13 protein-coding genes are annotated in these 14,558 nt (G+C 72.5%); 2 read left to right on the top strand and 11 right to left on the bottom strand.

The window, feature by feature from the left end; genetic code table 11:
- Positions 1–31: 31 nt before the first annotated feature.
- The 7 genes from rpmA to ABZS66_RS29745 form a co-directional block, all read right to left on the bottom strand.
- Complete coding sequence (gene rpmA / locus ABZS66_RS29775) at positions 32–289, bottom strand: 50S ribosomal protein L27 (RefSeq protein ID WP_190250622.1); 258 nt, start codon at positions 287–289, stop codon at positions 32–34.
- A gap of 10 nt (positions 290–299) precedes the next feature.
- On the bottom strand, positions 300–614 hold the full coding sequence (rplU, locus tag ABZS66_RS29770; protein ID WP_190250623.1) for a 50S ribosomal protein L21: 315 nt from the start codon (positions 612–614) through the stop codon (positions 300–302).
- Positions 615–747: 133 nt separating this feature from the next.
- Positions 748–3,513, bottom strand: a complete 2,766-nt coding sequence (locus ABZS66_RS29765) for an Rne/Rng family ribonuclease (protein ID WP_354763347.1) — start codon at positions 3,511–3,513, stop codon at positions 748–750.
- 182 nt (positions 3,514–3,695) lie between these two features.
- Entirely contained in the window at positions 3,696–4,508 is an 813-nt protein-coding gene (locus ABZS66_RS29760; protein WP_354763345.1) for a TIGR03936 family radical SAM-associated protein, read from the bottom strand.
- Entirely contained in the window at positions 4,501–6,450 is a 1,950-nt protein-coding gene (locus ABZS66_RS29755) for a TIGR03960 family B12-binding radical SAM protein (RefSeq protein WP_354763343.1), read from the bottom strand. The genes ABZS66_RS29760 and ABZS66_RS29755 overlap by 8 nt, the downstream gene beginning before the upstream one ends.
- Before the next feature lie 15 nt (positions 6,451–6,465).
- Positions 6,466–8,811: a glycosyl hydrolase family 65 protein gene (locus ABZS66_RS29750; RefSeq protein ID WP_354763341.1), complete on the bottom strand. Its 2,346-nt coding sequence runs from the start codon at positions 8,809–8,811 to the stop codon at positions 6,466–6,468.
- The gene (locus ABZS66_RS29745) at positions 8,811–9,551 is read right to left on the bottom strand and encodes a beta-phosphoglucomutase family hydrolase (protein WP_354763339.1); all 741 of its coding nucleotides are present in this window, start codon (positions 9,549–9,551) and stop codon (positions 8,811–8,813) included. Before ABZS66_RS29745 ends, ABZS66_RS29750 begins: the two co-directional genes overlap by 1 nt.
- A gap of 103 nt (positions 9,552–9,654) precedes the next feature.
- On the opposite strand from ABZS66_RS29745, the gene ABZS66_RS29740 reads away from it, so the two are divergent.
- A complete protein-coding gene (locus ABZS66_RS29740) occupies positions 9,655–10,467 on the top strand; it encodes a hypothetical protein (protein WP_354763337.1) in 813 nt (270 codons plus the stop codon).
- Here the strand turns inward: ABZS66_RS29740 and ABZS66_RS29735 are convergent.
- The 4 genes from ABZS66_RS29735 to ABZS66_RS29720 form a co-directional block, all read right to left on the bottom strand.
- Entirely contained in the window at positions 10,447–11,715 is a 1,269-nt protein-coding gene (locus ABZS66_RS29735; protein WP_354763335.1) for an ATP-binding protein, read from the bottom strand. The genes ABZS66_RS29740 and ABZS66_RS29735 overlap by 21 nt on opposite strands.
- 60 nt (positions 11,716–11,775) lie before the next feature.
- The gene (locus ABZS66_RS29730; protein WP_354763334.1) at positions 11,776–12,498 is read right to left on the bottom strand and encodes a lysophospholipid acyltransferase family protein; all 723 of its coding nucleotides are present in this window, start codon (positions 12,496–12,498) and stop codon (positions 11,776–11,778) included.
- Between the two features lie 113 nt (positions 12,499–12,611).
- A complete protein-coding gene (locus ABZS66_RS29725) occupies positions 12,612–13,457 on the bottom strand; it encodes a DMT family transporter (RefSeq protein ID WP_354763332.1) in 846 nt (281 codons plus the stop codon).
- A gap of 79 nt (positions 13,458–13,536) precedes the next feature.
- A complete protein-coding gene (locus tag ABZS66_RS29720) occupies positions 13,537–14,181 on the bottom strand; it encodes a phenylalanine--tRNA ligase beta subunit-related protein (protein ID WP_354763330.1) in 645 nt (214 codons plus the stop codon).
- Positions 14,182–14,222: 41 nt separating this feature from the next.
- Here ABZS66_RS29720 and ABZS66_RS29715 point away from each other — a divergent pair.
- Positions 14,223–14,558 (top strand): helix-turn-helix transcriptional regulator (locus ABZS66_RS29715; protein WP_354763328.1); only part of this gene is annotated, 336 nt, incomplete at its 3' end.

The raw sequence follows: 14,558 nt of genomic DNA, 5'->3' as shown, positions 1-14,558 counted from the left end.
GTGCGCCCGGCCCGCCGCCCGGAAGAGAAACTCAGCCCTCAGCGGGCGTGATGCTGACCGTCTTGCGGCCCCGCTTGAGGCCGAACGTCACGTGCCCCGCGGCGAGCGCGAAGAGCGTGTCGTCGCCGCCGCGGCCGACCAGGTCGCCCGGGTGGAACTTGGTGCCGCGCTGGCGGATGATGATCTCGCCGGCGTTGACCAGCTGGCCGCCGAACCGCTTCACGCCGAGCCGCTGGGCGGCGGAGTCGCGCCCGTTCCGCGAGCTGGACGCACCCTTTTTGTGTGCCATCGCGCTTGCCCTACTTCCCGGTGGAGATGCCGGTGACCTTGACCTGGGTCAGCGGCTGACGGTGACCCTGGCGCTTGTGGTAGCCGGTCTTGTTCTTGAACTTGTGGATCCGGATCTTCGGACCCTTGGTGTGCGCAACAAGCTCAGCTGTCACCGCAGCATTGGCAAGCTTGGCCGCGTCGGTGATGAGATCCTCACCGTCGACAAGCAGGACGGCGGACAGCGTCAACGCGTCACCCGGCTCGCCCGCGAGCTTCTCGACCTCGATCACATCGCCCTCGGCGACCTTGTACTGCTTGCCGCCGGTCTTGACGATCGCGTACATGGGACGCGGACTCCTGTCGTAGCTACTGGCGGGTTGGTCGGACGCGTTGCCTGCTTGCTACAGGCACGCAAAAGACCCTGCGCACGAAAGTGCGCTCTAGTGAGAGTACGCCATCCCTGGCGTACTCCCCAAATCAGGGGCGGGTCCGCCGGCGGACGCCACCCCGGCGAGTGCGCCGCCGGGCACCGTTGCCCGCCGGTTCGTCCTCGTCCTCGTCGACGTTGTCGGGGTCGTCCTCGGAGGCGATCGGCGTGAACTCCGCCTCCTCCGCGGCGTCCTCGACCACGTGCGCGGCGTCGACGGCCTCCTCGGCCTCCTCGGCCTCGATGGTGTCGACGGCGTCCTCCGCGACGGCCGCGCCGCCGCGACGGCGGCCCCGGCGGCTGCGCGGCGCCGGAGCGTCGGCCTCCTCGACGCCGCTGGTCACCGTGGCGGAGGCCACCTTCGCGACCGCGTGGCCGTGACCGTTGCCACCGCCACCGCCGCCGCTGCGCTTCTCCGGGATCGGCTCGGTGTGGATGATCAGGCCGCGGCCCTTGCACACCTCGCAGGTCTCGCTGAACGCCTCCAGCAGGCCCTGACCGACCCGCTTGCGGGTCATCTGGACCAGGCCCAATGAGGTGATCTCGGTGACCTGGTGCTTGGTCCGGTCGCGGCCCAGGCACTCGGTCAGCCGGCGCAGGACCAGCTCGCGGTTGGACTCCAGGACCATGTCGATGAAGTCGATGACGATGATGCCGCCCAGGTCGCGCAGCCGGAGCTGGTGCACGATCTCCTCGGCCGCCTCGAGGTTGTTGCGGGTGACCGTCTCCTCGAGGTTGCCGCCGGCGCCGGTGTACTTGCCGGTGTTGACGTCGATGACGGTCATCGCCTCGGTGCGGTCGATGACCAGGCTGCCGCCGGAGGGCAGGAAGACCCGCCGGTCGAGCGCCTTGATCAGCTGCTCGTCGATGCGCTGGTCGGCGAAGACGTCGCTGGTGCCGGTGTAGCGCCTGACCCGGTCGACCAGGTCGGGCGACACGTGCGACAGGTATGGCTCGACCGACTCGTAGGCGTCGGTGCCCTGGATCACCAGCTCGCGGAAGTCCTCGTTGAACAGGTCGCGGACGACCCGGACGACGAGCTCGGGCTCCTCGTAGAGCAGGGCGGGCGCGCTGCTGCTGCCCGACTTCTCCTGGATCGCCTCCCACTGCGCCTGCAGCCGCTTCACGTCGCGGGCGAGGTCGTCCTCGGACGCGCCCTCGGCCGCGGTGCGCACGATGACGCCGGCGCCGTCGGGCACGAGGTTCTTCAGCACGTCGCGCAGGCGCTTGCGCTCGATGTCGGAGAGCTTGCGGCTGATGCCGGAGGCGTTGCCGTTGGGCACGTAGACGAGGTGCCGGCCGGACAGCGCGATGTGGCTGGTGAGCCGGGCACCCTTGGTGCCGATGGGGTCCTTGGTGACCTGCACGAGCACCGAGTCGCCGGACTTCAGCGCCTGCTCGATGGTGCGGGTGCGGCCCTCGAGCCCGGTCGCGTCCCAGTTGACCTCGCCGGCGTAGAGCACGGCGTTGCGGCCGCGGCCGATGTCGACGAACGCGGCCTCCATGCTGGGCAGCACGTTCTGGACCCGGCCGAGATACACGTTGCCGACCATCGAGCTCGACGACGCGCGGGTGACGTAGTGCTCGACGAGCACCTTGTCCTCCAGCACCGCGATCTGGGTCCGGTCGTTCTTCTGCCGGATCACCATCTGACGGTCGACGGCCTCGCGGCGGGCCAGGAACTCCGCCTCCGACAGGATCGGCGGGCGGGTGCGGCGCTGCTCGCGGCCGTCGCGGCGGCGCTGGCGCTTGGCCTCCAGGCGGGTCGAGCCGGAGACGCCCTGGACCTCGTCGCGCTCGCGGGCGGCCGGGCGCGGCTCACGGATCTTGACGACCACGTGCGGGTCGTCGCCGGTGTCGGCGTCGGCGGCCCCCTTGCGGCGGCGCCGCCGGCGGCGGCGGGTCAGGCCCTCGCCGTCCTCGTCACCCTCACCGTCGTCGGTGGCCTCGGCCTCGGCCTCCGCCGCCTCGTCGGCCTCGGCCGCTTCGGCGTCGAGATCGTCGTCACCCTCACCGGCAGGGCCCCGGCCACGGCCCCGGCCACGGCGGCCACGGCGGCGGCGCCGGCGGGTGCCGGGCTCGAACTCGTCGTCCTCGTCCTCGAGGTCGGCGTCGGCCTCCGCCTCGGCCTCCTCGGCCTCGACCGGCTCCTCCACCGGCTCGGCGAGCTCAGCCTCGGCGGTGACCCGGCGGGCCCGGCGCCGGCGGCTGCGACCGGCCGGCTCCTCCTCCGCGGCGAGCTCCTCCTGCTCCGCGGCGGCGGCGGCGGGCTCCGGCGTCGCGACCTGCTCGGCGGGGGGCATGAACAGCAGCTGGACGGGCGCGGCCCGGCGGCTCCGGCGGGCCGGCGGCGGCTCCTCCTCGACGGCCTCGACGGCCTCGACGAGGTCGGCGATCTCGGCGACCGGCTCTTCGACCGGCTCCTCCTCGACGGGCTCCTCGACGACAGCCACCGGCTCGGGCTCCGGCTCCTCGACGACGGCGCGCGTGGTGCGCCGCCGCGTCCGGGTGGCCTTCACCGGCACGGGCGCTTCCTCCAGGGGAAGCTCCTGCTGACCGGACTCGCCCTCTTCGGGCGTTTCGACCGGTTCCACGGCTTTGCGCCGGCGGCGCGTGGCGCGGACGGGAGCCTCGGCAGGAGCCTCCTCGGCTGCGGCCTCCGCCACGGCGGGCGCCTCGGCCTCCGCCGCGGTCGCCTTGGTGGCCCGGCGACGCGTGCGGCGGACCGGGGCGGCGGTCTCTTCTTCGCTGGCTGCGGCAGTTGCCACCGGCTCCTCGCCGGTGGCCTCGCCGCTTGCCGACTCGTTGTCGAACATGCGGACGTTCTCCAGTTCTGGCGCTCCCGGGCGCGTAGCAACACAGCCACGCAGCCGCACGGGCGGCACCGCATATATATGTTGTGCCGGCGGAGGTTTCCGCTGACGCGGACGATCCGCCGAAAGTCTGCCAACCTCGATGCCGGCGACCGGCGCTCCGCCACCTGGCGGATCGTCGACCACTACAGCGACGAAGCTCCTACGACAGCCGCCGGTCGGTCCCCTTCGCCGTGAGCGGCGAGCGGATCGACGAGTTCACCCTGCTCAGTCAGCACGCCCTGAGCCAGTCGGGTCGCACGAGGCGGGACCGGCGGCTCCAGGTCGGCCACAACGCGCAGGCCGGACAGCACATCGTCGGGTCGCACGGTCGGGGTTCCCTGCCGCACGACAAGGTCGAGTATCGCACACGGTATGTCGGTGACCTCGGAAGGTAGGTCAGCGGGGGTCGGATCCGGCTCCACGACGGCCAGCCGGAGCACGGCCGCGCGCGTGTCGAAGGTCCGGCGGCCCTGCTTGGTGAGCCGTTCGACGAGCACCTCCCCGGCGTCGAGGAACGCGCGCACGGCGACCTCGGCGTCGTGGACGGCGACCCCCGGCAGCTCGATCGACCAGGCCGCCGTGTCGATCCGGTCGGCCAGGCTGCCGCCGCCGTTGAGCGGCGACTCGACGGCCTCCAGCACGTCGAGGCCGGGCGAGAGGGCCGCGTCGAGGGCCAGCCGGAGCTCGGCCGGGTCGACGACGGCCCGCAGGCCGATCTCGAGATACTCCGCCTCGCTGGCCACGCCGGTCGGGGCAGCGGAGGCGTAGGAGACCTTCGGATGGGGGGTGAAGCCCTGCGAGTAGGCGATGGGGACGTTGGCCCGCAGCAGCGCCCGCTCGAACGCGCGGGCGAAGTCACGGTGTGACGTGAAGCGCATGGGGCCGCGCTTCGCGTACCGCAGCCGGACGCGCTGGACGACCGGCTCCTGGTTGCTCTCGGGCTGACGCTTAGGCATTCGGCACCCGCAGCCCGGTGCTCACCGGAGTGAGCGGCAGCAGTTTCCTGCCCGTGGGCCCGATCTGGATCTCGGTGTCCTGGCTCGGGCAGACGCCGCAGTCGAAGCACGGCGTCCAGCGGCAGTCGTCCTGCTCGTAGCCGGTGAGGGCGTCCTGCCAGTCCTGCCAGAGCCAGTCCTTGTCGAGCCCGGAGTCGAGGTGGTCCCAGGGCAGGACCTCGTTCTGGTCGCGCTCACGCGTGGTGAACCAGGCGAGGTCGACGCCGAACGCCGGCAGCTCGGCGGTGGCCGCGTCCACCCAGCGCCGGAACGAGAAGTGCTCGGACCAGCCGTCGAAGCGGCCGCCCTCTTCCCAGACCCGGCGGATGACCGCGCCGACCCGGCGGTCGCCGCGGCTGAGCAGGCCCTCGACCAGCGACGGCTCGCCGTCGTGGTAGCGGTACCCGATCGCCTTGCCGAGCGACCGGTCGGCGTTGATCGCGTCCTTGAGCAGCTTGAGCCGCCGGTCGATGACCTCCGGCTCCGCCATCGCCGACCATTGGAACGGCGTGTGCGGCTTCGGCACGAACCCGCCGATGGACACGGTGCAGCGGATGTCGCGCGAGCCGGTGGCCGAGCGGCCGGCCCGGATCACCTCGTGGGCCAGCTTGGCGATCTGGAGCACGTCGTCGTCGGTCTCGGTGGGCAGGCCGCACATGAAGTAGAGCTTCACCTGCCGCCAGCCGTTGCTGTACGCCGTGACGACCGTGCGGATCAGGTCCTCCTCGGTGACCATCTTGTTGATCACCTGGCGGATCCGCTCCGACCCGCCCTCCGGCGCGAAGGTGAGGCCGGTGCGCCGCCCGTTGCGGGAGAGCTCCTGGGCGAGCGTGACGTTGAACGCGTCCACGCGCGTCGAGGGGAGCGACAGCGAGACGTTGGTGCCCTCGTACTGCTGGGCCAGGCCCGAGCACATGTCACCGATCTCGGAGTGGTCGGCCGAGGACAGGGACAGCAGCCCGACCTCGTGGAAGCCGGAGAACTCCAGCCCCTGCCGGACCATCTGCCCCACGGTCGTGATGCTGCGCTCCCGCACCGGCCGGGTGATCATCCCGGCCTGGCAGAACCGGCAGCCACGGGTGCATCCGCGGAAGATCTCCACCGCGTAGCGCTCGTGCACCGTCTCGGCCAGCGGCACGAGCGGCCGCTTGGGATACGGCCAGGCGTCGAGGTCCATGGTGGTGCGCTTGTGCACCCGGAACGGCACGTCGGCCCGGTTCGGCACGACCCGCTGGATGCGGCCGTCGGGCAGGTAGTCGACGTCGTAGAAGCGCGGGACGTACACCGACTCGGTGCGCGCGAGCCGCAGGAGCAGCTCGTCACGGCCGCCCGGCCGGCCCTCGGACTTCCACTCGCGCACGATGCCGGTGATCTCCAGCACCGCCTCCTCGCCGTCGCCGAGCACGGCGGCGTCGATGAAGTCGGCGATCGGCTCCGGGTTGAACGCGGCGTGGCCACCGGCCACCACGATCGGGTCGCGGTCGCCGCGGTCGCGGGAGTCGAGCGGGATCCCGGCGAGGTCGAGCATCGTGAGGAGGTTGGTGTACCCCAGCTCGGTGGCGAACGACACGCCGAACAGGTCGAACGCCCGGACCGGCCGGTGAGCGTCGACGGTGAACTGCGGCACGCCCTCGGCCCGCATGAGGGCCTCGAGGTCGGGCCACACGGTGTAGGTGCGCTCGGCGAGCACGTCAGGCTGCTCGTTGAGCACCTCGTAGAGGATCTGCACGCCCTGGTTGGGCAGGCCGACCTCATAGGCGTCGGGATACGACAGCGCCCACCGCACGGTCGCGGCGTCCCAGTCCTTGACGACCGCGCCGAGCTCACCGCCGACGTACTGGATCGGCTTGCTGATCCGCGGCAGCAGTCGCTCGAGTTGCGGGAAGACGCTCGTGACGCTCACGACTCCCCAGCGTACTCAACCTTGCCGCCGGCGCCGACGCGGCGCCCGGCCGGGTGGCGGCACCGGCGGCGGAGTGAGCGGCTTCGGCTCGGGGATGCGCACCGTCACCGGCTTGCCCGGCACGACCGTCACCAGCTCACCGTGGTGGCGGATGGTCATCTCGCTGTCGCTGATCTCGTACGTGGCGTCGTGGTGGCCGACGGTGACCCGCAGCACGGTGCCGTGGCAGGTGATCGCGAACCGCAGCCGGTGGAGCCGGCCGGGCAGCCGCGGCATGAACGAGAGCTCGCCGCCGTAGTCGCGCATGCCGCCGAGGCCGGCGACGAGGGCCACCCAGGTGCCGGCGAGCGAGGCCATGTGCAGGCCGTCGCCGGCGTTGTGCTGCAGGTCGTAGAGGTCGACGAAGGCCGCCTCGCCGAGGTAGTCGAAGGCCAGGTCGACGTGCCCGACCTCGGCCGCCATGACCGCCTGCGTGGAGGCCGACAGCGAGGAGTCACGGACCGTGCGCTGGTCGTAGTAGTAGAAGTTGCGGGCCTTCTCCTCGGGCGTGAACCGGTCGCCGCGCCAGTGCATCGCCAGGATCAGGTCGGCCTGCTTGACGACCTGCCGGCGGTACAGGTCGAAATAGGGGAAGTGCAGCAGCAGCGGATAGTGGTCCGGCGGGGTGCTCGCGAAGTCCCACTCCTGGTGCGCGGTGAAGCCCGCCGACTGCTGGTGCACCTCCAGCTCGCGGTCGTACGGCAGGTGCACCCGCGCCGCGGCGTCGCGCCACGACGAGATCTCCTCGTCGTCCACGCCGAAGTGGTGGGCCAGCTCCGGGTGGCGCTCGGCGGCCGCGGCGGCGTGGTTGAGATTGTGCTGGGCCATGAGGTTCGTGTAGATGTTGTCGTCCGAGATCGCGCTGTACTCGTCGGGGCCGGTCACGCCGTCGATGTGGAACACGCCGTGCCGGTCGTGGTGGCCGAGCGAGCGCCACAGCCGGGCCGTCTCGACCAGCAGCTCCAGCCCGGCCTCGGCCTCGAACCGCTCGTCGCCGGTCGCCTGTATGTAGCGGACCACCGCCGCGGCGATGTCGGCGTTGACGTGGAAGCCCGCCGTGCCGGCCGGCCAGTAGGCCGAGCACTCCTGGCCCCGGATCGTGCGCCAGGGGAACGCGGCGCCCTTCAGGCCGAGCGTGCGGGCCCGGTCGCGGGCCAGGTCGAGCGTGCTGTGGCGCCACCGCAGCCCGTCGCGGGCGGTGTGCGGATGGGTGTACGTCAGGACCGGCAGCACGAAGCTCTCGGTGTCCCAGAAGACGTGGCCGTCGTAGCCGCGCCCGGTCAGGCCCTTGGCCGCGATCGGCCGGGCCTCGGCCCGCGCGCCGGCCTGCATGAGGTGGAACAGCGCGATCCGCACGGCCTGCTGGATCTCGGCGTCGCCGTCGACCTCGACGTCGGCCTGGGCCCAGAAGCCGTCGAGGTACGCCCGCTGGGCCTTGACCAGCCCGTCCCACCCGCCGAGCTTGGCGCCGGCGATCGCGCCGTGCACCTGGTCGCGGATCGCCTGCCGGGAGCGCTGGCTGGACCAGCCGTAGGCGAGGTACTTCACGATCCGCAACCGCTGCCCGGGCTGCAGCTCGCAGGCGAACGTCGTGCGCGCCCAGTCCTCGGTCGCCTCGGTCTGCGCGCGGACCGGCACCGGCGCGTCGATCTCGTGGTCCATCTCGGCGCCGAGGCGCAGCCGGCTCGCGTTGGTGTGGTGCACCAGCTGGGCGTCGAGGTCGTGGGCGTAGTGCTCCTCGGAGACGAGGGCGTGCCCGAGCGCCGCCGCGACCCGGGGGTCCTTGCTCGGCACCGGCGTGTCCTCGTTGGCGACCAGCTCCGACTGCACGATGACCCGGGCCGGTCCGTCGACCGGCTCGACCTCGTACAGGAACGCGGCGACCGAGCGCTGCTCCAGCGACACCAGCCGGGTGGTCCGTACCTTGATCCGCTGCTCGGCCGGCGACACCCAGTCGACGTCGCGCTGCAGCGTGCCGGCCCGCAGGTCGAGCACCCGCTCGTGGGCCAGCAGGTTGCCGTACCGCACGTCGAACGGCTCGTCGTCGACCAGCAGGCGGAAGACCTTGCCGTTGGTGACGTTGACGATCGACTGGCCCTCCTCCGGGAAGCCGTACCCGGCCTCGGCGTAGGGCAGCGGCCGCTGCTCGTAGAAGGAGTTGAGGTACGTGCCGGGCAGCCCGAACGGCTCGCCCTCGTCGAGGTTGCCCCGCAGGCCGATGTGGCCGTTGGACAGGGCGAACAGCGACTCCGTCTGGGCGAGCCGGTCGAGGTCGAGCCGGGTCTCGCGCAGCGCCCACGCCTCCACCGGGAACATGGCCATCAGCGCTCCTTCCCGGGCAGGAGGTCGGACAGGTCGGAGACGACCCGGTCGGCGCCGGCGCGGCGCAGGTCGTCGGCGTGCCCGCCGCCGACGCGGTCGACGCCGACGACGTACCCGAATCCGCCGGCCCTGCCCGCCGCTACCCCGGCGAGGGCGTCCTCGAACACCACCGCGTGCGCCGGGTCGGCGCCGAGCTCCTCGGCGGCGGCGAGGAAGGTGTCGGGGGCGGGCTTGCCCTTGAGGCCGCGCTCGCGGATCGTGACGCCGTCGACCCGGGCCTCCAGGTAGGGCTCCAGGCCGGTCGCGGCGATCACCTGCCGCGTGTTGGCGCTGGAGCTGACAACCGCGCGGCGCAGCCCCCGGGTCATGGCCGCTTCGAGATATCGCACCGACCCGGGGTACGGCTCGAGGCCGCCCTCCTGCAGCAGCTTCAGGAGCAGCACGTTCTTGCGGTTGCCGAGGCCGTTGACGGTCTGCGCGTCCGGCGGGTCGTCCGGCGTGCCGTCCGGCAGGGTGATGCCGCGCGAGGCGAGGAAGTCGCGCACCCCCGCCTCGCGGGGCTTGCCGTCGACGTAGTCGTTGTAGTCGGCGTCCGGGTCGAACGGACGCTGGCCGGGCCGGTCGCGGAGGAACTCGTCGAAGGTCGCGGTCCACGCCTTGTTGTGCACGGCCGCGGTGGGGGTGAGGACGCCGTCGAGGTCGAACAGCAGTGTGGTCACGTGTTCCGGTAGCCCCAGCACATCAGTCACGGTATCGCCGATACCCGAACTCGGCATTTCTTTCATTTGGGCCGTGGCCTCGGCTCTTGGCCGAACACGTGCACATGGTGGTTACCGTCTGGGTGTGACACTCCCGCCGGACGAGACGCCGACGCAGCGCAACCCGACGTGGGTGGGCTCCGCGTCCGTGCCCGCCGGTGGGACCCGCCGGCGGCGGCAGTGGGACGACACGCTCGACCTACCCGCCGAGCCGGAGACCCGGCAGGAGCCGGCCGCGCCGCACGTGGTCTACGTGCCCGTGCCGACGCCCACCCACCCGCGCGGCGGCTACGGCCCCTACGGCCCGCCGCGCTACGGCCCTCCCCCGGCTCCCCGGCGGCGGCGCAGCAGGTGGCCCTGGGTGCTCCTGTTCATCTTCGCGCTGTGCGCGGGCTGCTGCGGCGGCTCGTACGCATGGGCCCGGCCGTACTGGGTGCAGTACCCCGCGTCGGTCGACACGCAGGCCACCGTGCCCGGGTTCACCCGGGTGGACGACGCCTCGGCCCACAAGCAGGCGCAGGAGCTGCAGCAGTCTCTCACCTCCGATCACCTCGACGAGCAGGGTTTCACGGTGGTGTACCAGGACGCCGCCAGCCGCCAGCAGCGCGTCGTCGTCTTCGGCGCCACCCGGTTCATCACGGACCCGGCCCGTGACCTGGACGCGAGCATGCGCAAGCTGGGCACGCGGATCCAGATCTCGGACGTACGGGAGGTCGACCCGGGCACCTTCGGCGGCGAGCAGCGCTGCGCGTCGTCCCGCATGGACGGCCGCTCGGCGACGGTGTGCGGGTGGAGCGACCACGGGGTGATCGCGATCGCCGTCTTCGTCGGCAAGAACCTCCAGCAGGCGGCGACCGCGACGCAGAACCTGCGCGGCTCAATCGTCCGGCGCGACTGACCCCGGGGGTGCCGCCTTCCACAGCGCGGGGACGGGCAGGCAGGTCAGGCCGTCGCCGAAGCTCAGTGACTCGGTGCCGCAGTAGAGCACGAAGCCGGCCCGGAACCGGTCGCCGAGGCGGCGCTGGAGCAGCCGGAGCCCGCGGAAGTCGCCGGCCCGGACGGTCTCGGCGGCCTTGACCTCGATCCCGACGACGTTGCCGGCGTTGTCCTCCAGCACGCCGTCCACCTCGTACTGGTCGCGGTCGCGGTAGTGGTACAGCCGGATCGAGCTGCGCGCCCAGGTGAGCTGCCGGGCGAGCTCACCGAGCACGAAGTTCTCCACCAGGCCGCCCTCCGGCATCCCGCCGACCGCGCCGGTGGCGAGGAACCCCGCGAGCCCCGGGTCGACGAAGACGATCTTGGGAGCCGCGACCGTGCGGGTGGTGGCGTTGGCCGACCACCCGGGCAGGAGCCGGACCAGATAGATGGTCTCCAGGATGTCGACGTACCGCCGGACGGTCGACGCGGACAGTCCGAGCTCAGCGGCGAGGCGGTTGACGTTGAGCAGGCCGGCCGTCTGCGCCGCGAGCAGCGACACCAGCCGCCGCAGGTCACCGACGCGCTCGATGTCGGCGACCTGCTTCACGTCGCGCGTGACGATGTCCTCGAGGTAGCCCTCGAAGAACCTGGCACGTCGCCGGGGCGTCTCCCGCCGCACCGCCTCCGGGTAGCCACCGCGGGCGGCCCGGGCCAGGCACTCCCGGCGCGAGAACTCGACCGGCGGGATCCGCAGGTCGGCGCCTTCGGCGAAGGCCGCGTCGACGAACCCGTCGGGCGCGCCGTCGATCTCCCCCTGCGAGAGCGGCCACAGCTCGATCGTCTCGGTGCGCCCGGGCAGCGCGTCGGGCACGCTGCGCAGCGCGAGCAGCCGGGCCGACCCGGTGAGCAGCAGCCGCCCGGGCCGCGGGTCGCGGTCGACGAGATGCTTGATGGCGAGCCAGAGGTCGGGCACCCGCTGCACCTCGTCGATGAGCATGAGCCCGTCGTGCTGGACGAACCGGACGGGGTCCTCGATCGCGGCGGTGCGGGTGCCGGGATTGTCGAGGAACCGCGCGACCCCGCCGGGATGCTCCTTGAGCACCACTTCGGCGAGCGTGCTCTTGCCGACCTGCCGGGCCCCGTTGAGCACCACGACGCGGGTGTCCTCCAGCGCCTCCAGCACGAGGCCGGTGGCCCGCCTCGGAAGATAGTCCCCGGCCCGCCGCACGGGCCCACCCTACCCCGCCGTGGTGGATCTGCCGACCGGTCCGTGGTGGATCTGCCGAACCTACTGCGCGGAATCTGCCGAACCGGCCGCGGTCGCCGCGGCGGCGAGCTGGTCGGGGCGTTTCGGGGCGTAGCGGCCCACGTACTCCTGGCCGGTCAGCTGCTGGATGGCGTTCATCAGCTTCAGGGTGACCTCGCGCAGGCCGCGGCTGTCGATCTCGCCGCCCTGCCACTGGCTCAGGTCCAGCGGCTCGCCGATGCGGACCTCGACCGACGGACCCAGCTTCGGCAGGGACGCGCCGACCGGCTGGACCTTGTCGAAGCCCAGCAGGCCGATCGGGATGATCGGGGCCGGGGCGTCCAGCGCCAGCTTCGCCACCCCGGGGCGGCCGCGGTACAGGCGGCCGTCGACCGAGCGGGTGCCCTCCGGGAAGATGCCGAGCACGTGGCCGTCACGCAGCACCGGCAGCGCGGCGTCGAGGGCCATCAGGCTGGCCCGGCCGCCCGAGCGGTCCACCGGGATCTGGTTCAGGCCGTACATGATGTGGCGCATCATCGTGCCCTTGAGGCCGGGGGCCTCGAAGTACTGGTTCTTGGCGAGGAAGTAGACGTTACGGGGCGTGATCGCGCCCATCATCACCGAGTCGATCACCGACTGGTGGTTGCTCGCCAGGATGGCCGGGCCGGTCTTCGGGATGTTGTCGAGCCCGCTGATCCTGGGTCGCCAGAACAGGCGGGTCAACGGCGCGACCGTCATCTTGCCGATCGCATAGAGCGCGGACAACTGCCCTCCACCAGGCTCAACCGAACGTTGCCGCCGCACACTTTAACCGGCGTGGAGCCTCCGGTCAGCCGGAGACGTCACAGCGTGTGCAACACCACCCACTACCAGGGATATCACGAGGCGACCAGGACCAGCGCGGTCGCGGCCAGGCCCAGGCCGGCCAGCTGCACCGGGCGCATGCGCTCGCGGTCGACCGCCATGGCCAGCAGGACCGTCGTCACCGGGTACAGCGACGCGACCGGGGCGATGATGCTCAGGTCCCCGCGGTGGACGGCGAGCAGGTAGAGGGCGTTGGCGCTCATGTCCAGCGCGCCCGCCGCGACCAGCCAGCGCAGCGTGGCACCCCGGAGCACGACACCGGGAACGCCCCGGGAACGGAGCCGGCGCGCGAGCGGATAGCCGCCGACGGCCAGCGCGGCCAGCTGGGCGCCGACGATCGGCCACAGGCCGGACGACCCGCCCGCCCGGTCCAGGCAGGTGAAGAACAGGCCGAACATCAGGCCGGACAGCAGCGCCAGGCCGATCAGGCCGCGGGTGACCCGGGCGCCCGCGGACGGGGTGAGGCTGACCAGGGCGATCGCCACGATCGCGCAGCCGGCGCCGGAGAGGGCCACCGCGCCCGGGCGCTCCCCCGAGACCAGCCCGACGACGACCGGCAGCAGCGCCGTGGTGACCGCGCTGACCGGCGCGACCACGGCCATCGCCCCGCCGGCCAGGGCGCGGTAGAACACGAACATCCCCAGCACGCCGAAGACGCCGGCGGCCGCGCCCCAGGCCAGCACCGGAGGGCTCGCCGAGGCCGGCATGAGCAGGAGGTACAGCAGGAGCAGCGGCAGGCTCGCCGCCTTCGACAGGACCACGACCACCAGCGCGTCCGCCCGCTGGCTCGCCTTCCCGCCGGCGAAGTCGCCGACGCCCCAGACCAGTCCGGACAGTGCCGCGAGCACGATCCCGATCATGCGGCCTCCGCTCCGCTCCGGCCGCGTGCCGTCAAACCGAGCCGATGATGAGCGGCCCCTCCGCTCCGCTCCGGACCGCTCATGCGAGCCGCTCGATCCGCACCGAGTCGGCGTCCAGCAGCTCGCACAGCAGCGAGGCCGCCGGGGCCAGGTCGGTGTCCAGCCCCTCCAGCAGGAACACCGCGCTGGTGGTGGCGTCGGTGAGCGCCGTGCGGCGGCCCTGGCGCCAGTTCCAGCGCCGGCAGGTCACGCCGAGGTCGTCGCGCCAGACGACCTCGCCCGGCTCCGGGGACTCGACCACGGCAGCGCCGTCCTTCACCGTGTCGAACGGCTCCAGGCCGGAGGCGCGGACCAGCCGCTCGGTGCCCACCAGGGCCGCGCGGTCCTCGCCGCCGATCGGCACGGCGAACCGGATGCTCACCGCGTTGTAGGCGTCGACCAGGCGGTTCACCGACGGCAGGTCGCCCCGGGCGGCCCGCTTGCGCAGCGCCTCGGCCGAGCACGGGGTGCGCTGGGGCTTCGCGCCGAACGCGCGGTACACGTCCCGCCAGGCCTCGAGGTGCGGGTGCGGCGCGGTCAGGTCGCCGGCCGCGGCCACGGCGTCGCGCAGCACCGAGCCGTCGCCGGGCCCGTTGCGCAGCCCGTCGGCAAGGACCGCGAGGACGGTAGCCTCATGGCCCACGGAACGGCACAGGTCCAGCACGTCGTCGGCGATCGCGAACATGCCCCAGTGGTACCACAATATTGACCGTGGAGGAAAACATAATGACCGCCGAGCACGAGGCGCAGGCGGCCATCGCCCGCCACGTGAAGCTGCTCAGGCAGGGGCGCCGCTGGTCGCTGGACGAGCTCGCGAGCCGCTCGGGTGTGAGCAAGGGCATGCTCGTGCAGATCGAGGGCGCCCGCACCAACCCGAGCATCGGCACGCTGTGCCGCATCGCCGAGTCGTTCGGGGTGAGCATCGGCCGGCTGCTGGAGGCCGCGCCCGAGCCGGACGTGGGGGGGGGGGGGGCCCCGCGCACCAGGCCGCGGGGGGGGGGCGGCGCGGGCCGGGCAGCGGCGTCGGGGGGGTGGAGGGGGAGGAGGAGAGGGGGGGAGCGG

It is taken from the genome of Dactylosporangium sp. NPDC005572, from assembly GCF_040605515.1.
GTDB lineage: Bacteria > Actinomycetota > Actinomycetes > Mycobacteriales > Micromonosporaceae > Dactylosporangium.
This window is presented reverse-complemented; position numbering and strand designations above follow the sequence as displayed.